Source organism: Kitasatospora sp. NPDC042419 (assembly GCF_056437345.1).
This window is the reverse complement of the sequence record NZ_JBWKAW010000001.1, coordinates 257,006-274,269: the sequence shown is the minus strand read 5'-3', so window position 1 is coordinate 274,269 and position 17,264 is coordinate 257,006. Positions and strand designations below refer to the sequence as shown.

The window sequence follows — 17,264 nt, the reverse complement described above, 5'->3', positions numbered from 1 at the left end:
CCCGGTGTCCCGGGGGCAGCCCGGGACACCGGGGGTCACTTCAGGGCGAGCAGCACCAGCAGGACGAAGACCAGCAGGCTCAGCGCTCCGATGACGGTGAGAGCGGGTCGGCCGAAGCCGCCCGGACCGCCGGTGGGCCCGGTGGCGCCGGTGGCGGTGTCGGCGGCGGTGGCGGTTCCGGGGCCGCCAGGGCCTCCAGGGCCGCGCCCAGCCGGATCAGCTCCCGGCCGGCCGAGGTCAGCAGCCGGCCGGTCCGGGACACCAGACCCGGCGGGAGGAGTGCCGGGAGGAGCGGGAGCGGGCCCGGCGGCCTCGGCCCGCTCCTCCCGGGGTGGGAGAGGCACGTCGGCGACGTGCAGGCGCTCCTTCGTCCGGCGCGGCTCCAGCTCGGTCAGCGGCAGCGGGACGCCGCCCTCGGCCGGGTCGGGGAGGTCCGAGGTGCCGGGCAGCGCGTCCACGGGCCGGCGGGGGTCGTCGGCCAGGAAGTAGCTCCGGACCGCGTCCCGGACCAGCTCGTGCACCGCGTCGAAGTACTCGGCGGTGGGCGGCCCGTCCGGCCGCTCCAGGGAGACCACCCCTTCGACCAGCGGTGAGATCCGGCTGCCGCTGTAGGCGACCTCGCCCTCCTGGTCCACCTCCCGGGCCCCCAGCGGGAGCACGCGGTAGAGCAGCCAGAGCCTGCCGCCGTCGGCTCCGGTCAGCTCGACCAGGCGGGCCGAGCCGTCGGGTTCCCCGGTCACGCTCCCGCTGATGACGGCGGACTGGCGGCGGGTGACCAGGAAGTCCGGTGCGGCGGCGACCCCGTAGCCGGTGGTCGGTGCGCAGACGATGGCGAACGGCCAGACCGTCCGCCGGCGGGTTCCGGTCGCGGTGCTCATGCCCGGGCCGTCCAGAGGTCGAGCCGGGACCCGGGGTACTCGTCCTCGAACTCCTCCAGCCGGGCCTGGAAGGCCTTGGCGATGCGGACCAGCGCCTGCTGGTCGGTAGTGGCCTGCTCGACCGCCCGGCGCAGCTCGGCGGCGCTCTCCTCGATCCGGCGGCCGTGGCGCCGCGCCTGCTCGTCGACGTACTCGGCGAGGGCGTCGACGACGACCTCGCCGGCGGTCTTCAGCACCGGGTTCTTGGCGGTCCTGGTGGCGAGGAAGGCCCGGACCAGCGGCATCGTGGCGCTGACCCGCTGGAAGACCCGCAGCCAGCCGTCCGAGTTCCCCGGAGCGCGGGCGGCGGTCCTGTCCCGGGCCTCGGTGTACTTCTTCACCTCGGTCGTGAAGAGGTCCACGACGACGGCCATGAAGGGCACTTCGACGTTGAGCGGGGTGGGGCGGGCACCCGGGGTCTTCACCACCGCGCCGCGCTCGTCGAGGCGGGCGAAGCCCGGGCCGACCGAGCTGACGGGGATGAGCCGGATCACGCCGCCGTCGCCGCGAAGGTCCTGCCGGCCGTGGACGAAGAGCCGGAAGTCCCGCGTCGCGCAGAGCCGGTCGGCCACCTCCTCCAGGGTGTGGCCGGCCGCGGTCAGCAGGTCCCACTTGGTCAGGACGAAGTGGACCACCGCGTCCTGGTTCCCGCCGAGGTGGCTGAAGACGGGCCGGTACTCGTTGATCAGCTGGTCGTCGCCGGCCAGGAAGCGCAGCACCTTCTCGCCGTCCAGCAGGATCAGCAGGAACGGCGAGCCGGATACCAGGTGGTCGAACTTCTCCAGGGCCTCCGGGTGCAGGTCGCCCTGGGTGATCAGTTCCCCGCTGTAGTCGGCGTAGGAGATCGAGAACGGGGTGAGCCGCCGCCGCGTCGCGGTCCGGACGGTGCAGGTGAAGTTCCAGACCGGGAACTCCGCGGGGAGGGTCGGGACCGGCCAGTTGCCCGGTCCGACGACCTTCTCGTAGGTGGCGTTGAGCTGCTGGGACTGGACGAGCGGCAGGGTCACCGCGAAGCCGAGCTCGGGGTCCTGCTGGGAGAGCCTGGCGAACAGGCTGGCCAGGTACACGGTCTTGCCGGAGGAGCGTGGGCCGACCACGGTCACCGGGATCGAAGACATGAGCGCCCTTTCGGTACGAGCGGTCCGCACAAGGAGGCCCGCGGGCGGGCCCCGGGCGTAGTAGAGCGCCCGGGCGGTGGCCGGAACCCGTCGCAGGACGGGTTCACGTGGTTCGCAAGGGTTCTGTGATCGAATCTCGGCCCGGCGGCGATCTTCCGCCGCGCGGCGGCCGGTGGCCGGTGGGTCCGAGGTCGGTGGCCGGCGGGTCCGTCGGTCGTCGGTGGCCGGTGGGTCCGAGGTCGGTGGTCGGTGCTCAGCGGCCGGACTCGGCCTCGGCGGCGACGTCGAGCAGGCCGGGCAGGGACAGCACGACGGTGCTGCGGCGGCCGAGCCGGAGCAGGCCGCGGTCGGCCAGTTCGTGCAGGGCGTGGTGGACCCGCCGCTCGCCGGCACCGATCAGGGCGCCCAGCTCGACCTGGGTCAGCCGGGGGCGGATGGTGATGCCGCGCGGCCCGGCGGTGCCGTACCGCTGCGCGAGGTCGGCGAGGTCGTGGGCGAGCCGGTTGACCACCTGCTCGGAGGCGAGGCCGACCAGCCGGCGGGTGGCGGTCCGGCTGCGGTGCACCAGGCAGCGGCTGAGCGCGATGCCGGCCACCGGGTGGGTGCCGAGCCAGTGCAGCCAGTCGGGCTGGGAGATCCGGCGGACGGTGACCGGCCCGGCGGCGGTCACGGTGGCGGACCGGGGGCGGTCGTCCAGGGCGGCGGCCTCGCCGACGATGTCCCCGAACGCGCGGACGTCGAGCAGCACCGGCGTGCCGGCGGCGTCCTCGACGGTGGCCTTGGCGAAGCCCTCCAGCAGGAGGAGGACGAACCGGCCGTGGTCCTGGTCGAGGATCATGGTCTCGTCGTGGCCGTGGCTGCGCCGGGTGCCCAGCCGGAGGATGTCCTGCTCGGCGGTGAGCGCGGCGGGGGAGCCGTCGCGGCGCAGCTCGGCCAGGAGGGTGCCCTCGGGCCAGCCCCCGTCCCGGGGGCGGGCCGGCGGCGCGGCGGGCCGCCCGCCGGGGTTCGGATGGGGTTTCGGGTGGTGGTTCGGTGCTGTCGGCTGCGCCGGTCTCAACCCGCGGTCCTCCGCTGCACGGTGGGTGGGCGGCGATCCCGCCCGGGGATCGGCCGTGGGGACGGTGGTGAGGCTAGCGCAGCGGCGGGGGTACGGGAAGGTCGTGGGCGGCCCCGGAGGAGGAGGTTCACGGTCCGTCAACTTCCTTGTCCGGTACCGGACATGGCGAAACGGAGAACCGGGCTCCGCCGGGGCCGGGCGGGCCGGTCAGGAGTCCTTCGGCGGCTCGCCCTTGATCAGCGCGAAGGGGGCGCCGAACGGGTCGGCCAGCCAGGCCAGCACGCCGACGTCCGGGACGTGCTCCGGGCCCATCAGCACCGTGCCGCCGGCCGCGGTGGCCCGGGCGACCACCGCCGGGACGTCGGAGGAGCCGAAGTACGGCGTCCAGGCGGGCTGCTGCCCCTCGTCCATCACCGGGGCGATGCCGCCGAAGCTGGTGTCCTGCTGGTCGCCGTCGGCGGTGGACACCACCAGGTACGTCCCGCCCGGGGACGGGAAGTCCGCGGAGCGCCAGCCGAACACCCGCTCGTAGAAGCCGGAACCGGCGTCCACGTCCGTGGTGTGCAGCTCGGCCCAGATCAGCGCGCCGTCCTCGGACACGACGTCCAGACCGGCGACCGTGCCGGGCTGCCAGACCGCGAACCGGGCACCCTGCGGGTCGGTCAGCTGGGCCATCCGCCCGGCGTCCATCACGTCGAAGGGCGGGACCCGGACGGCGCCGCCGGCCTGCTCGACGGCCTTGGTGACGGCGTCGGCGTCCGGCGTGCGGAGGTACGTCGTCCAGGCGGACTGCGCACCCTCCTCGGTGAGCGGGCCGACGGCCGCGACCGTCCGGCCGTCCAGTTGGAGGAAGCCGTAGCCGCCGGCCTCCGGGCCGGCCGACCGGAAGGTCCAGCCGAACACCGCGCCGTAGAACGCGGCGGCGGCGGCCGGATCGGGACTGCCGAGGTCGATCCAGCAGGGGGAACCGGTGGGGAAGTCGGTGGTGAGCATGGTGTGGCGCTCCTTCGACGGGACGGGGCCGGGCAGCCCTCCGCGGGGGCGCGCAGACGCCCCTCCCCGGCCATCTGCGAGTCTGCACCCCGCCACTGACATCCGCAGCCGGGGCGGGCCCGGCCCCCGCGGCACACGCCCTAGGGGAGCGGCAGGACGTGCCGGAGGGCCTCGACGGCGTCCTGCGGGCCGTCCACGGTCAGCTCGGCGCGGGCGCCCCGGCCGAACGCGAAGAGCAGCAGCTCGCCCGGCTCGCCGGTGATCCGCACGGTCGGCGAGCCGGCCGGGCCGACCGTCGGGCCCGCACCGTCCGGGCGGTGCAGCTCCAGCCGCACCGGGGAGCGGCGGCCCGCCTCCAGCCGGGCGATCAGCGGCAGCCGGCGCCAGAGCGCCTCCGTGCGGCCGGGCGGCACCGGGCGCGGCTTCGGGTCGGCGCCGGCCCGCGCGACGTCCTCGGCGTGCACGAAGTACTCGACGGTGTTCGCCGCCTCGTCCGCGCCGGGCAGCGAGAACAGCGAGAGCACCGGCGGGCCGGAGCGGAACAGCCGGACCAGTTCCTCGTACGGACGGTCGGCGTAGGAGGCCTGCACGCGGTGGGTCCAGCCGGCCAGCGGGCCGATCCGGATGCCCGCCGCCGCGTCCGGCCGGCGCTCCCGGATCACCAGGTGGGCGGCGAGGTCCCGGGTGGACCACCCGGCGCAGAGGGTCGGGGCGTCCGGGCCGGCGGCGGCCAGCAGTTCGGCGAGGCGGTGGCGCTCGGCGAGGGCGTGGTTCGACATGCCGCACAGCCTAGGGCGTGTCCTGTGGATCCAAGGGCCCTACCGCAGGTGGCCGGTGAGCTTGGTGGAGTCGGCGCGGTTGCTCGCCGTCAGGGTGCAGGTGTAGTCGCGCCAGCCCTGGTCGTAGAAGATCCTGGTCGGGCCCATGGGGTAGCCGTAGTACGGCCCGCCGCCGCCCTGGCGCGCCTCGGCGGCGGCCTGCGCCTCCTTGCAGCCCTCCCGCATCGCGGTGGCGATCCGGTAGTCGCCGACCAGGCCCTCCGGCAGCAGCAGGTTGGTGATCGACTCACCGTCGTGCGGGCCGTCGCAGGGGCGCGGCTCCGGCCTGGTGACGGTCTTGCTCAACTGCGGGTGGTCGAAGCAGTCGCCGACCGGGAAGAAGGCGTACGGGACCGTCTTGGTCGGTGTCGGCGTCGGGGTGGGTGTCGGCGTGGGGGTGGGCGTGGGGGTCGGTGTCGGGGTCGGCGGGGCCGTGGTGGGGGAGGGCGGGGGCGGCTGCGCGGCCGGCTCGTCCTCCGGCCGGAGCAGCACGGTGGCCACCACCGCGAGCAGGACGGCCAGCACCGCCACGACGGCGAGGAGCAGGCCCCGTGACGGTCCGGCGGCGGAGCCGGTGCGCGGGCGGTCGGGGCTCGGCGGCTCGGCGGCGGGCGGCTCGGAGGTCATGGGCACGAGGATGGCCCAGAGCGTGGCCGGTCGGCAGGCGGTTGGCACAACTCGTCCGATCCGTCCCCCGGGAGAGTGCCCGTGAGGACCGCCTCCCGCAGCTCACGGCGGCGGCCGGGATCCGGACAGGGGCCCGGCCGGCCGGGCCGGACTGACACAATGGCCCCATGTCCACCACACCCGCCGCCCCCGGTTCCACCGCCCTCGCGCCCGAGATCGCCGCGCGCCTCAAGCGCACCGGGGACGGCCTGCTCCCGGCCGTCGCGCAGCAGTACGACACGGGCGAGGTGCTGATGCTCGGCTGGATGGACGACGAGGCGCTGCACCGCACCCTCACCACCGGCCGCTGCACCTACTGGAGCCGCAGCCGCCGCGAGTACTGGGTGAAGGGCGACACCTCCGGCCACGTCCAGGAGGTGAAGTCGGTCGCGCTGGACTGCGACGGCGACACCCTGCTGGTCAAGGTCGACCAGACCGGCGCGGCCTGCCACACCGGCGACCGCACCTGCTTCGACGCCGACGTGCTCCCGCTCGGCTGACCGACTCCCTCCCACTTCCGTAAGGTGCCGCCCGCCATGGACCTCGAAGCCTTCCGCAAGCTCGCCGTCGACACCCGGGTCATCCCGGTCACCCGCAGGCTCCTCGCGGACGGCCTCACCCCGATCGGCCTCTACCGCAGCCTGGCCGCCGAGCGGGCCGGCACCTTCCTCCTGGAGTCCGCGGAGCAGGGCCGCAGCTGGTCCCGCTACTCCTTCGTGGGCGTCCGCAGCGCCGCCGCCCTGACCGCCGACGCGGACGGCAACGCGCGCTGGCACGGCGCCCCGCCGGTCGGCATCCCCACCACCGGCGACCCGCTGCAGGTGCTGCGCGCCGCGCTGGAGGCCCTGCACACCCCGCGGCACGCCGACGACGGCCTCCCGCCGCTCACCGGCGGCCTGGTCGGCTACCTCGGCTACGACGTCGTCCGCCGGCTGGAGAAGCTCCCGGACCTCAACCCGGACGACCTGAAGCTCCCCGAGCTGACCATGCTGCTCGCCACCGACCTCGCCGTGCTCGACCACGCCGACGGCACGGTGCTGCTGATCGCCAACGCCGTCAACCACAACGACCTGGCCAGTGGCGTCGACGAGGCCTACGCGGACGCGGTGGCCCGGCTGGACGCCATGGAGACCGACCTGCTGAAGCCGGTCGACCCGGGCCTCGCCACGTTCACACCGACCGGCCCCGGGGAGGTCCGCTCGCCGTTCGGCGGCGAGCCGTACCGGGCAGCGGTGGAGGAGATCAAGGAGCGGATCCGGGCCGGCGAGGCCTTCCAGGTGGTGCCCTCGCAGCGGTTCGAGGCGCCCTGCCCGGCCTCCGCGCTCGACGTCTACCGGGTCCTGCGCACCACCAACCCCAGCCCGTACATGTACCTGTTCCGGTTCCCCGGCCCGGACGGCGGCGCCGAGGGCGGCTTCGACGTGGTCGGCTCCAGCCCGGAGGCGCTGGTCAAGGTCACCGACGGCGAGGCGATGCTGCACCCGATCGCGGGCACCCGGCACCGCGGCGCCACCCCGCACGAGGACAGCGAACTGGCCGCCGAACTGCTCGCCGACCCCAAGGAGCGGGCCGAGCACCTGATGCTGGTAGACCTCGGCCGCAACGACCTCGGGCGGGTCTGCGAGCCGGGCAGCGTGGAGGTGGTCGACTTCATGCAGATCGAGCGGTACAGCCACGTCATGCACATCGTCTCCACGGTGACCGGCAGGGTCGCCGAGGGGCGGACCGCGTTCGACGTGCTCACCGCCTGCTTCCCGGCCGGCACCCTCTCCGGGGCGCCCAAACCGCGCGCGATGCGGATCATCGAGGAGCTGGAGCCCACCCGCCGCGGCCTGTACGGCGGCTGCGTCGGCTACCTGGACTTCGCCGGGGACTCCGACACCGCGATCGCCATCCGGACGGCGGTCCTGCGCGACGGCACCGCGTTCGTCCAGGCCGGCGCCGGTGTGGTGGCCGACTCCGACCCGCACGGCGAGGACACCGAATGCCGCAACAAGGCCGCCGCCGTCCTGCGCGCGGTGGCCACGGCGAATACGCTGCGCACGCCGGCGGTGTGAGCCGCCGCGAGCAGCCGGGGCGCCGGACGGGCGGGCCGCCGGGCCGCCCCGGGACGCACCGGAGGGCGTGAGGCGCCCGCACGGGCGCCGGACGGGGGACCACCGACGGGAGGAACACCATGACGCCGGGCGGAGCGGGCAGGCGGGACGTAGTCCTCGGCGCGGCGGCCCAGATCGAGCAGCAGCTCGGGGGCCGCGGCCGCGTCCTCCGGGACGCCGTGGTCGACTTCCCGCCCGCCCTCCACGGCTACGCCCCCGACCTGGCGGTCGTCGCCCCGGGGGCCGCGCGCGACGACCGCGGGCGGTTCGGGTGGCACGACCTCGAAGCCGTGATCGAGGTGGTGCCGGCGTCCGGGCGGGACGACGACCACGCCGGGAAGGTGCGGACCTACGCCGAGTGCGGGATCCCGCTGTACGTCGTGGTGGACCAGGGCGAGGCGGTCTGCACGGTGCACAGCACCCCGCAGCGCACCGGCGGCTACCGGGAGGCGGAGCGGGTGCCGTTCGGCAACGACCTGTTCCTGCCCCTGGCGGACCGGACCCTGGTGGTCTCCACCGACGGGTTCCCCACCGACCCGGCGTAGGGATCGCGCGGAGCGTCGGGGATAGTGGACGGGTGAGCGTTCCGAGCCAGTCCCGTACCGAGACCGAGACCGTCCCCGTGAAGGGCGCGCCCTCCCGGCGGACGCTCGGGCTGATGCTGCTGCTGACCGCGCTGGGCGCGGTCCTCGTGCTGACCGCCGCCGGCCGGGTCTGGGCCGAGGGCCTGGCCGGCACCCTGGAGGTCTCCGTCACCGGCGGGAAGATCTCCGAACTGCCCTCCGGACTCGCGCTGGTGGCCCTGGCGGCGGCCGTCGCGGTGTTCGCGGTCCGCGGTGCCGGGCGGCTCGCGGTGGGGGCGCTGACCCTGCTCGCCGGGCTCGGCGCGGCCGCCGCCGCCGTGGCGGGCGCCGGGGACACCGCCGCGCTGGACGGCGAGGCGGCCCGCAAGCTCGCGCTGACCGGCTCCACCGCGACCGGTGTCGGGCACACCGGCTGGCCGTGGGTGGCCCTGGCGGGCGGGCTGCTGCTCGCGCTGGCCGGGCTGCTCACCGTCCGGTTCGGGCGCGGCTGGCCGGCCATGGGCAGCCGGTACGAGGCGCCGACCGGCAAGGCGCCGGCGAAGCCGAGGACCGCGGCCGCCGAGAGCCCGGCCGACCTGTGGAAGGCCCTGGACCGCGGCGAGGATCCGACCGCCGGCTGACCGGCCCGCGCGGCGCGCACGCTGTGACGCGATAGACCCTCCACCCCCTTTGGGGCACCCGTGTGTGGCCCGGCACAATGGAACCCGTCAACCCGCCAGGGGCCCGCAGGCCCGGCCGGGCCCCGAGAGCCTAGGAGCACCATCAGATGGCAGCAGCAGCACACGGCCACAACCCCGCCGCCTGGACCGGCGTGACCATCACCTTCATCGGTTTCGGGATCGCGGGCGTCGCCATGATCCTGCCGTCGGTGCTGCTGGTCTGGGCCGGCCTGGCGGTCGTCCTGCTCGGCGGCGTGGTCGGCAAGGCCATGTCGATGGCGGGCATGGGCAAGCAGCCCAGCACCTACGTGTACACCCCCGAGGAGCAGGCCGCGCTGGCCACTGCCTGAGGTTCTCCCGGTACTGCGTGAACGGCGGGCGCAAGCCCGCCGTTTCGTTTCTCCCGGCGAGCCGCCCGGGCGGGCACAATCATGGGCGTGAACGCCGCTCCCACCGCTTCCGCAGCCGCCGCCCGGTCGTCCGGGCCGCGCCGGCTGCTGCCGCCGCTGACCGCGCTCGTCGCGGTGGCCGTCCCCACCGGGTACGTCGCCGCGGTGGACCCGAACGCCCCCGGGCACTACCCGGACTGCCCGTTCCTGGCGGCCACCGGCTGGTGGTGCCCCGGCTGCGGCGGGCTGCGCTGCGTCCACGCGCTGACCCACGGGGACCTGAACGGCGCGCTGCACGACAACGCGGTGGCGGTGCTGCTCTTCGCCGTGCTGGCGGTGCTCTGGCTGCGGTGGCTCTGGTCGGCGGTGCGGGGTGCGCCGGTGCCCCGGCTCACGCTCGGGGCGCGGCGCTGGGTGCTGGTGGGGCTGCTGGTGCTGGTCTTCACGGTGGTGCGCAACCTGCCGATCGGTGCGGGGCTGGCCCCTCCGCTGGTCTGAGACTCCGGAGGGGGCGCCGGCGGGGCCTCGGCGAGGCCTCGGGCGGGTCTGCGGTGATCTCTGCGGTGATCTCCCGGACGGGGTCCCGGGTGATCTCCCGGGCGGGTTCCGGGTGGGGTGGAGGAGGCGTGAAACCGCAGCTCGGAGCGGCCCCGGGGGCGTCCGCTCCGCGAGACGCGCGCCGGGCGGATGCGCTGGGCGCCCCCCCTTGCCGATACCATCGAAGGGCCGGAGGCCCACTGGCCGTCCGGCTCCTCGCTAGCAGAACTAGCAGACATGATGGGGGCGCTTGCGTGAGTGTGCTCGACTCGATCATCGAAGGGGTCCGCGAGGACCTCGCCGAGCGGCAGGCCCGAGTGTCGCTGGACGAGCTCAAGGAGCTCGCCGCCAAGGCCCCGGACGCCAAGGACGGCGTGGCCGCGCTCAAGGGCGACGGCGTACGGGTGATCTGCGAGGTCAAGCGCTCCAGCCCGTCCAAGGGTGCCCTGGCCGCGATCGCCGACCCGGCCGCCCTGGCCGCCGACTACGCCGCCGGCGGCGCCGCCGCGATCAGCGTGCTGACCGAGCAGCGCCGCTTCGGCGGCTCGCTGGCCGACCTGGACGCCGTCCGCGCCTCGGTGGACACCCCGCTGCTCCGCAAGGACTTCATCGTCACCGCGTACCAGCTGTGGGAGGCCCGTGCCCACGGCGCCGACCTCGCGCTGCTGATCGTCGCGGCCCTCGACCAGCCGGCCCTGGTGTCGCTGATCGAGCGCGCCGAGTCGATCGGCCTCACCCCGCTGGTCGAGGTGCACGACGAGGAGGAGATCGCCCGCGCGGTGGACGCCGGCGCGCGGATCATCGGCGTCAACGCCCGCAACCTCAAGACCCTTGAGGTGGACCGCAACACCTTCGGCAACGTCGTCCACGCCATCCCGGACGGCATCGTCAAGATCGCCGAGTCCGGTGTGCGCGGCCCGCTGGACGTGATCTCCTACGCCAACCTGGGCGCCGACGCGGTGCTGGTCGGCGAGTCCCTGGTGACCGGCAAGGACCCGCGCGCCGCGGTGGCCGACCTGGTCGCGGCCGGTGCCCACCCCGCGATCCGGCACAAGGACTGACCCCGACGCCATGAAGATCGCCACCCGTCTCGCCCCCGGCTGCCGCCCGCGCGGCTGCCGCGCGCCCGCACGCCGGGTGCTGGGCAGGCGGGTGCGGTACGTCATCGGCTGCGAGCCCGGGCAGGTGCCGGGGCGGCGATGGCGCGGGACGCACGGCTGACCGGCCGTTCCGACGTTCCTGTCGTCATCTTCCCGAGTTCCCGAAGGACTTCACCATGTCCGACAAGTCCGCCAAGGACTACCTGCCCGGCGCCGAGGTGCCGGACGCACGCGGCTACTTCGGCGCGTACGGAGGCCGCTTCATCCCGGAGGCCCTGGTCGCCGCCGTGGAGCAGGTCGCCGAGGAGTACGAGAAGGCCAAGGCCGACCCGGCCTTCGCCGCCGAGCTCGACGCGCTGCTCAAGGACTACACCGGCCGCCCGAGCCCGCTGACCGACGTGCACCGGTTCTCCGCCGAGGCGGGGGGCGCGCGCGTCCTGCTCAAGCGCGAGGACCTCAACCACACCGGCTCGCACAAGATCAACAACGTGCTCGGCCAGGCGCTGCTCACCCGACGGATGGGCAAGACCCGGATCATCGCCGAGACCGGCGCCGGCCAGCACGGCGTGGCCACCGCCACCGCCTGCGCGCTGTTCGGCTTCGACTGCACCATCTACATGGGCGAGGTCGACACGCAGCGCCAGGCGCTGAACGTCGCCCGGATGCGGATGCTCGGCGCCGAGGTGGTGGCCGTCACCTCCGGCAGCCGCACCCTCAAGGACGCCATCAACGAGGCGTTCCGCGACTGGGTCGCCAACGTCGACTACACCCACTACCTGTTCGGCACCGTGGCCGGGCCGCACCCCTTCCCGATGATGGTCCGGGACTTCCACCGGGTGATCGGCGTCGAGGCGCGGCAGCAGGTCCTGGACCGGACCGGGCGGCTGCCCGACGCCGTGGTCGCCTGCGTCGGCGGCGGCTCCAACGCGATGGGCATCTTCCACGAGTTCATCCCGGACGCCGGCGTCCGCCTGATCGGCTGCGAGGCGGCCGGCGAGGGCGCCGAGACCCCGAAGCACGCCGCCACCCTCACCAAGGGCGACCCGGGCGTGCTGCACGGCTCCCGCACCTACGTCCTCCAGGACGAGGACGGCCAGACCATCGAGTCGCACTCGATCTCGGCCGGCCTCGACTACCCGGGTGTCGGCCCGGAGCACGCCTGGCTGAAGGACACCGGCCGGGCCGAGTACCGGCCCGTCACCGACGACGCCGCCATGCAGGCACTGCGGCTGCTGTCCCGCACCGAGGGCATCATCCCGGCCATCGAGAGCGCGCACGCGCTGGCCGGCGCCCTGGAGCTGGGCCGCGAGCTCGGGCCCGAGGCCACCATCCTGGTCTCGCTCTCCGGGCGGGGCGACAAGGACATGCACACCGCGGCCGAGTACTTCGGCCTGTACGACGAGCCGGGCGCCGGCTCCGCCCACGGGGGTAAGTGACCATGGCTTCGAAGCTCAGTGGCATCCTGGCCGCCGCCAAGGCGGAGGGCCGCGCGGCGCTGATCGGCTACCTGCCGGCCGGCTTCCCGACCGTGGACGGCGGCGTGCTCGCGGCCAGGGCGCTGATCGAGGGCGGCTGCGACGTCGTCGAGATCGGCCTGCCGCACTCCGACCCGGTGCTGGACGGCCCGACCATCCAGACCGCCGACGACATCGCGCTGCGCGCCGGCGTCCGGATCAAGGACGTGCTGCGGACCGTGCAGGAGGTGGCCTCCGCGCACCCGGAGGCCGCGGTGCTGGTCATGACCTACTGGAACCCGGTGGAGCGGTACGGGACGGCGCGGTTCGCCGCCGACCTGGCCGCGGCCGGCGGCGTGGGCTGCATCCTGCCGGACCTGCCGGTGGAGGAGTCCGAGGAGTGGCGCAAGGCGGCCGGGGAGCACGGTCTGGACACCGTGTTCGTGGTCGCGCCGAGCAGCAAGGACAAGCGGCTGGCCGAGGTCACGGCGGTCGGCAGCGGCTTCGTGTACGCGGCCGCGGTGATGGGCGTGACCGGCAGCCGGGCGCAGGTCGGCGACCTGGCCGAGGACCTGGTCGCCCGGACCAGGGCCACCACCGAGCTGCCGGTCTGCGTCGGCCTCGGCGTGTCGACCGGTGCGCAGGCCGCGCAGGTGGCCGGGTTCGCGGACGGCGTGATCGTCGGCTCGGCCTTCGTGCAGCGGATCCTGGACGCCGACGGGGACGAGCGGGCCGGACTGGCCGCCGTGCGCGCCCTGGCCGGCGAGCTGGCGGAGGGCGTCCGCCGGCGCTGACCCGTGGGACCGACGGCCCGCCGCCCCCCGCTCACCGGGGGGTGGCGGGCCGTCGGCGTTCCCCGGTGCTCGCCGGTGCTCGCCGGTGCTCCCCGCGTTCCCCGGCGCGCCGGAGACGACCCGAACGGGTGAACAGTGGCGGGTGCACGCATCAACGGGGGTTGACCGGCGTTGAGTGGAGGGACGAGTGCACGAACGACGTGCCCCGGTGGTGCGGAGCGAGCGGAAGGGGTCGGCCGGTGCCAGGTCTCCAGCGAGCCGTACTGCTGCGGGCGGCCGCGGCCGCCCTGGTGCTGGGCGCCGCCCTCGGCGCCCAGGGCGTGGTCGGTCCGGCGCTGGCCAAGCGGGGTGTGGAGCGGGCCGAGCGGGACGCCTACGTCTGCGCGGAGGCGGCCCGGATGGAGGCGGCGGTACGGGCCACCCGCTCGGACCGGGAGGGGCGGCGGGACCTCTTCGACGCGGGCCGCTACGACCTCGGCCGGCCGCCGGGCTGCGATCCGAACACACGCTAGGCGGAATCGGACAGAGCGTCATCAACCTTCACTCTTTCGGCTTAACTCCTGAATATGGAGGAACCCGGCGTCACTGGATACGGTTCACCAGGACGTGACGGTGTTTCCCGAGGGGGTTGTCCGGATGGCCGGGCCGGTGACGGAGTGGATCGGCACGGCCGCCCGACTGGGCCTCGCCGTGGTGTGGGGCTGGGCCGGGCTGGCCAAGGTCGCCGACCCGGCCGAGGCCGCGCAGGCGGTGCGCGCGTACGAGATCCTGCCCGAGGCCCTGGTCAAGCCGGTCGGCCACGCGCTGCCCTTCCTGGAGCTGGCGCTCGCGCTGCTCCTGGTGATCGGCCTCGCCACCCGGCTGGTCGCGGTGGTCTCCGCGCTGCTGCTGCTCGCCTTCATCGGCGGGATCGCCTCCGCCTGGGCGCGCGGCATCTCGATCGACTGCGGCTGCTTCGGCGGCGGCGGGGCGGTGGACGCCTCACAGACCGAGTACCTGCAGGAGATCCTGCGCGACACCGGATTCCTGCTGCTGGCCGGGTGGCTGATCTGGCGCCCCCGCACCAAGTTCTCGGTGGACGGCTGGCTGGCGAGCTGAGCAGCGCGCCGGGCAGGCCCGTCCCACCGCACCCCCACCCCCGAACCTGGAATGTCCAAGGCTGATGAGCGAGAAGAACCGAGAAGGCAAGCGCACCGCCCGCGAGCGGATGCTGGCGGAACGGGCCGAGGAGGAGGCCCGCGGCCGGCGCAAGAAGAAGCTGATCGTCGGCGGAGTGGCACTCGCGGTGATCGCCGCCGCCGTGGTCACCGGCGTGGTGGTGCAGAACGAGCGGTCCAAGCCCGAGACCCCGACCGCGGCCCCGGCCGGCACCATCGGTGACAAGAACCTGGTCATCCCGGTCGGTGCGCCCGACGCCCCGTCCACGCTCACCGTCTACGAGGACCCGCGCTGCCCGGCCTGCGCGATCTTCGAGAAGGAGTTCGCCGAGACCATCGACCAGCTGGAGGACCAGGGCAAGATCGTCGGGAACTACCACATCGTCTCGTTCATCGACCGGGCGGTGGGCGGCAAGGGCTCCAAGTACGGGGCCAACGCGCTGGGCTGCGCCCAGGACGCCGGGAAGTTCCGCGCCTACCACGACGTGCTCTACCGCAACCAGCCGCAGGAGACCGACGACGCCTTCGGCAAGAACTCCACGCTGATCGAGCTGGCCAAGCAGGTGCCGGGGCTGGACACGCCGGAGTTCGAGGCGTGCGTCAACGACAACAAGTACGGCGGATGGGTGTCCGCGGTGCAGCAGGACTTCGACAAGTCCAGCTACAAGTCCACGCCGACGGTGCTCCTCAACGGGCAGCCGATCTACCCCAAGTTCAACAACGAGGAGATCACCCCGGCCAACCTGGCCAAGTGGGTGGACGCCGCCAACCAGGGCAAGCAGCCGGGCACCGCGAGCGCGCCGGCCGCCACCGCCACCCCCACTGCCACCCCGACCGCGGGCTGACCCCCACCGCGCGGATCCCGCCGCCTCCTCCCCGTCCGGAGGGGGCGGCGGCGTGCTGTGCGCCGATCTGTGACCCTCGGGGTGTCCGGCGGAGGCCGCGGACCCTGTAGCGTCGGAGCTGCCATGGATATCGCCTACATTCCCAGCCCGTCGCGGGGCGTCCTGAACATCGGACCCCTCCCGCTGCGCGCGTACGCCTTCTGCATCATCCTCGGTGTCGTCGTGGCCGTCTGGCTCGGCAGCAAGCGCTGGGTCGCCCGCGGCGGTGGCAAGCACACGGTCGGCGACATCGCCGTCTGGGCTGTGCCGTTCGGCCTGGTCGGCGGCCGGCTCTACCACGTGATCACCGACCACCAGCTGTACTTCGGCGAGGGGAAGAACCCCTGGAACGCCTTCAAGATCTGGGAGGGCGGCCTCGGGATCTGGGGCGCGATCGCGCTCGGCGCGGTCGGCGCCTGGATCGGGGCCCGCCGCCGGGGCGTGCCGCTGCCCGCCTACGCCGACGCGATCGCCCCCGGCATCGCGCTGGCCCAGGCGCTCGGCCGCTGGGGCAACTGGTTCAACCAGGAGCTGTACGGCCGGGAGACCACGCTGCCGTGGGGCCTGGAGATCAAGAAGACGCTGCCCAGCGGTGAGACCGTCACCGGGATCTACCACCCGACCTTCCTCTACGAGTCGCTCTGGTGCGTGGGCGTCGCGGCGCTGGTGATCTGGGCGGACCGCCGGTTCACCCTCGGCCACGGCCGGGCCTTCGCGCTGTACGTGGCCGCGTACACGGTGGGCCGGTTCTGGACCGAGTGGCTGCGGATCGACGACGCGCACGTGATCCTGGGCCTGCGGCTCAACGACTGGGTGGCGATCGCGGTCTTCCTGGGCGCCGTCGCCTACCTCGTGATCGTCGGGAGGACCCGGCCCGGCCGGGAGGACCCGGCGAGCATCGACCCGACGGCGCCCGACTCGGCGGCCGCGACGGCCTCGGCGACGACCGCGGACGCGGTCGGGGGACCGGGAGCGGCGTCCGGCGGCAAGGGCGCCGGGCCGGGCGGAAAGGCTGACACCACGTCGGATCCCGGGCCCGCCACGAGCTCGGCCGCGAAGCTCGCCGCGAAGCTCGACAAGCTGGAGAAGGACGCCAAGAACCCCGCCTGACCTGCGACTCCCGTCGACTCCGGCCGCCCTCCGCACCCCTCGCGGAGGGCGGCCGGAGCGTTGTTCGGACAGCCTTACTTTGCTGGAAGTGCGCAGCTCAGGAGGGCTACGGTCGATTCGTAAGGCGATCTGACGATCGCAGGTACGAATGGAGGCCGGACGACCGTGAACGCGACCACCCTCGACCCCGAGGCCGGGCACCACCCCCGAATCCCCGCCGCCGGGCACCACCGCGACGTGAACGGCGGCTGGCTGCGGCCCGCCGTGTTCGGCGCGATGGACGGGCTGGTCTCCAACTTCGCCCTGATGACCGGCGTCGTCGGCGGCGCCGTCTCCAGCGGCGCGGTGGTGCTCACCGGCCTGGCCGGCCTGGCCGCCGGCGCCTGCTCGATGGCGGCGGGGGAGTACACCTCGGTCGCCTCCCAGCGCGAGCTGGTGCAGGCCGAGATCGAGGCGGAGCGGCTGGAGCTGCGCCGCAACCCGCAGGGCGAGCTGGCCGAGCTGGCGCAGCTGTACGTCGAGCGCGGGGTCGACCCGGCGCTGGCCCGCGAGGTGGCCCGGCAGCTCTCCGTCGACCCGGACCGGACGCTGGAGATACACGCCCGGGAGGAGCTGGGCGTCGACCCCGACGACCTGCCCTCGCCGTGGGTGGCGGCCGGGTCCTCGTTCGTCTGCTTCGCGGTCGGCGCGCTGCTGCCGCTGCTGCCCTACCTGCTGGGCGCGACCTCGCTGCTGCCGGCCCTGCTGCTCTCGACGGCCGGGCTGTTCGCCTGCGGCGCGGTGGTGGCGCGGGTGACGGCGCGCAGCTGGTGGTTCAGCGGGCTGCGGCAGCTGGTGCTGGGCGGCGCGGCGGCCGGGGTGACGTACCTGCTGGGGTGGCTGATCGGCGGCCAGGTCGGCTAGGGCGCTCAGAAGGGGAAGCGGGGGAACG

The 17,264-nt window shown here is 74.5% G+C and carries 21 protein-coding genes; 15 read left to right on the top strand and 6 right to left on the bottom strand.

What is annotated here, in order from left to right:
- Positions 1 to 35 precede the first annotated feature (35 nt).
- The 6 genes from AC067J_RS01250 to AC067J_RS01225 all read right to left on the bottom strand — a co-directional run bounded on the left by AC067J_RS01250 (position 36) and on the right by AC067J_RS01225 (position 5,530).
- The gene (locus AC067J_RS01250) at positions 36 to 878 is read right to left on the bottom strand and encodes a hypothetical protein (protein ID WP_478295876.1); all 843 of its coding nucleotides are present in this window, start codon (positions 876 to 878) and stop codon (positions 36 to 38) included.
- Complete coding sequence (locus AC067J_RS01245) at positions 875 to 2,035, bottom strand: TRAFAC clade GTPase domain-containing protein (protein ID WP_478295875.1); 1,161 nt, start codon at positions 2,033 to 2,035, stop codon at positions 875 to 877. Before AC067J_RS01245 ends, AC067J_RS01250 begins: the two co-directional genes overlap by 4 nt.
- 253 nt (positions 2,036 to 2,288) lie before the next feature.
- Positions 2,289 to 3,092, bottom strand: a complete 804-nt coding sequence (locus AC067J_RS01240) for a Crp/Fnr family transcriptional regulator (RefSeq protein ID WP_478295874.1) — start codon at positions 3,090 to 3,092, stop codon at positions 2,289 to 2,291.
- 207 nt (positions 3,093 to 3,299) lie between these two features.
- Entirely contained in the window at positions 3,300 to 4,085 is a 786-nt protein-coding gene (locus AC067J_RS01235) for a VOC family protein (protein ID WP_478295873.1), read from the bottom strand.
- Positions 4,086 to 4,225: 140 nt separating this feature from the next.
- Entirely contained in the window at positions 4,226 to 4,864 is a 639-nt protein-coding gene (locus AC067J_RS01230; RefSeq protein ID WP_478295872.1) for a TIGR03085 family metal-binding protein, read from the bottom strand.
- Positions 4,865 to 4,903: 39 nt separating this feature from the next.
- Positions 4,904 to 5,530 carry a hypothetical protein gene (locus tag AC067J_RS01225; RefSeq protein WP_478295871.1) on the bottom strand — a complete coding sequence of 209 codons (627 nt, stop codon included), beginning with the start codon at positions 5,528 to 5,530 and terminating at the stop codon, positions 4,904 to 4,906.
- A 167-nt stretch (positions 5,531 to 5,697) separates the two neighbouring features.
- Here AC067J_RS01225 and hisI point away from each other — a divergent pair, with 167 nt between their 5' ends.
- The 15 genes from hisI to AC067J_RS01150 all read left to right on the top strand — a co-directional run bounded on the left by hisI (position 5,698) and on the right by AC067J_RS01150 (position 17,236).
- The gene (gene hisI / locus AC067J_RS01220; protein ID WP_478295870.1) at positions 5,698 to 6,069 is read left to right on the top strand and encodes a phosphoribosyl-AMP cyclohydrolase; all 372 of its coding nucleotides are present in this window, start codon (positions 5,698 to 5,700) and stop codon (positions 6,067 to 6,069) included.
- Positions 6,070 to 6,105: 36 nt separating this feature from the next.
- A complete protein-coding gene (locus AC067J_RS01215; RefSeq protein WP_478295869.1) occupies positions 6,106 to 7,626 on the top strand; it encodes an anthranilate synthase component I in 1,521 nt (506 codons plus the stop codon).
- Positions 7,627 to 7,745: 119 nt separating this feature from the next.
- On the top strand, positions 7,746 to 8,210 hold the full coding sequence (locus tag AC067J_RS01210; RefSeq protein WP_478295868.1) for a Uma2 family endonuclease: 465 nt from the start codon (positions 7,746 to 7,748) through the stop codon (positions 8,208 to 8,210).
- Between the two features lie 32 nt (positions 8,211 to 8,242).
- Positions 8,243 to 8,869, top strand: a complete 627-nt coding sequence (locus tag AC067J_RS01205) for a TIGR02234 family membrane protein (protein WP_478295867.1) — start codon at positions 8,243 to 8,245, stop codon at positions 8,867 to 8,869.
- 146 nt (positions 8,870 to 9,015) lie between these two features.
- Positions 9,016 to 9,258 carry an HGxxPAAW family protein gene (locus AC067J_RS01200; protein ID WP_478295866.1) on the top strand — a complete coding sequence of 81 codons (243 nt, stop codon included), beginning with the start codon at positions 9,016 to 9,018 and terminating at the stop codon, positions 9,256 to 9,258.
- A gap of 87 nt (positions 9,259 to 9,345) precedes the next feature.
- Positions 9,346 to 9,795, top strand: a complete 450-nt coding sequence (locus AC067J_RS01195) for a DUF2752 domain-containing protein (RefSeq protein WP_478295865.1) — start codon at positions 9,346 to 9,348, stop codon at positions 9,793 to 9,795.
- 293 nt (positions 9,796 to 10,088) lie between these two features.
- Positions 10,089 to 10,895 carry an indole-3-glycerol phosphate synthase TrpC gene (gene trpC / locus AC067J_RS01190; protein ID WP_478295864.1) on the top strand — a complete coding sequence of 269 codons (807 nt, stop codon included), beginning with the start codon at positions 10,089 to 10,091 and terminating at the stop codon, positions 10,893 to 10,895.
- 10 nt (positions 10,896 to 10,905) lie between these two features.
- A complete protein-coding gene (trpM, locus tag AC067J_RS01185; protein ID WP_167352964.1) occupies positions 10,906 to 11,055 on the top strand; it encodes a tryptophan biosynthesis modulator TrpM in 150 nt (49 codons plus the stop codon).
- Positions 11,056 to 11,110: 55 nt separating this feature from the next.
- Positions 11,111 to 12,370 carry a tryptophan synthase subunit beta gene (gene trpB / locus AC067J_RS01180; protein ID WP_478295863.1) on the top strand — a complete coding sequence of 420 codons (1,260 nt, stop codon included), beginning with the start codon at positions 11,111 to 11,113 and terminating at the stop codon, positions 12,368 to 12,370.
- 2 nt (positions 12,371 to 12,372) lie between these two features.
- Positions 12,373 to 13,182, top strand: a complete 810-nt coding sequence (gene trpA / locus AC067J_RS01175) for a tryptophan synthase subunit alpha (RefSeq protein WP_478295862.1) — start codon at positions 12,373 to 12,375, stop codon at positions 13,180 to 13,182.
- A gap of 239 nt (positions 13,183 to 13,421) precedes the next feature.
- Complete coding sequence (locus tag AC067J_RS01170) at positions 13,422 to 13,694, top strand: hypothetical protein (RefSeq protein WP_478295861.1); 273 nt, start codon at positions 13,422 to 13,424, stop codon at positions 13,692 to 13,694.
- 94 nt (positions 13,695 to 13,788) lie between these two features.
- Positions 13,789 to 14,280 carry a MauE/DoxX family redox-associated membrane protein gene (locus AC067J_RS01165; RefSeq protein WP_478295860.1) on the top strand — a complete coding sequence of 164 codons (492 nt, stop codon included), beginning with the start codon at positions 13,789 to 13,791 and terminating at the stop codon, positions 14,278 to 14,280.
- Between the two features lie 64 nt (positions 14,281 to 14,344).
- Entirely contained in the window at positions 14,345 to 15,184 is an 840-nt protein-coding gene (locus AC067J_RS01160; RefSeq protein ID WP_478295859.1) for a DsbA family protein, read from the top strand.
- A 123-nt stretch (positions 15,185 to 15,307) separates the two neighbouring features.
- Positions 15,308 to 16,333: a prolipoprotein diacylglyceryl transferase gene (gene lgt, locus AC067J_RS01155; RefSeq protein ID WP_478295858.1), complete on the top strand. Its 1,026-nt coding sequence runs from the start codon at positions 15,308 to 15,310 to the stop codon at positions 16,331 to 16,333.
- Positions 16,334 to 16,543: 210 nt separating this feature from the next.
- A complete protein-coding gene (locus AC067J_RS01150; RefSeq protein ID WP_478296345.1) occupies positions 16,544 to 17,236 on the top strand; it encodes a VIT1/CCC1 transporter family protein in 693 nt (230 codons plus the stop codon).
- Positions 17,237 to 17,264: the final 28 nt, after the last annotated feature.

Coding starts and splice junctions, on each gene's coding strand:
- AC067J_RS01250 (WP_478295876.1), bottom strand. CDS start 878: ATGAGCACCGCGACCGGAACCCGCCGGCGGACGGTCTGGCCGTTCGCC.
- AC067J_RS01245 (WP_478295875.1), bottom strand. CDS start 2,035: ATGTCTTCGATCCCGGTGACCGTGGTCGGCCCACGCTCCTCCGGCAAG.
- AC067J_RS01235 (WP_478295873.1), bottom strand. CDS start 4,085: ATGCTCACCACCGACTTCCCCACCGGTTCCCCCTGCTGGATCGACCTC.
- AC067J_RS01230 (WP_478295872.1), bottom strand. CDS start 4,864: ATGTCGAACCACGCCCTCGCCGAGCGCCACCGCCTCGCCGAACTGCTG.
- AC067J_RS01225 (WP_478295871.1), bottom strand. CDS start 5,530: ATGACCTCCGAGCCGCCCGCCGCCGAGCCGCCGAGCCCCGACCGCCCG.
- hisI (WP_478295870.1), top strand. CDS start 5,698: ATGTCCACCACACCCGCCGCCCCCGGTTCCACCGCCCTCGCGCCCGAG.
- AC067J_RS01215 (WP_478295869.1), top strand. CDS start 6,106: ATGGACCTCGAAGCCTTCCGCAAGCTCGCCGTCGACACCCGGGTCATC.
- AC067J_RS01210 (WP_478295868.1), top strand. CDS start 7,746: ATGACGCCGGGCGGAGCGGGCAGGCGGGACGTAGTCCTCGGCGCGGCG.
- AC067J_RS01200 (WP_478295866.1), top strand. CDS start 9,016: ATGGCAGCAGCAGCACACGGCCACAACCCCGCCGCCTGGACCGGCGTG.
- trpM (WP_167352964.1), top strand. CDS start 10,906: ATGAAGATCGCCACCCGTCTCGCCCCCGGCTGCCGCCCGCGCGGCTGC.
- trpB (WP_478295863.1), top strand. CDS start 11,111: ATGTCCGACAAGTCCGCCAAGGACTACCTGCCCGGCGCCGAGGTGCCG.
- trpA (WP_478295862.1), top strand. CDS start 12,373: ATGGCTTCGAAGCTCAGTGGCATCCTGGCCGCCGCCAAGGCGGAGGGC.
- AC067J_RS01160 (WP_478295859.1), top strand. CDS start 14,345: ATGAGCGAGAAGAACCGAGAAGGCAAGCGCACCGCCCGCGAGCGGATG.
- lgt (WP_478295858.1), top strand. CDS start 15,308: ATGGATATCGCCTACATTCCCAGCCCGTCGCGGGGCGTCCTGAACATC.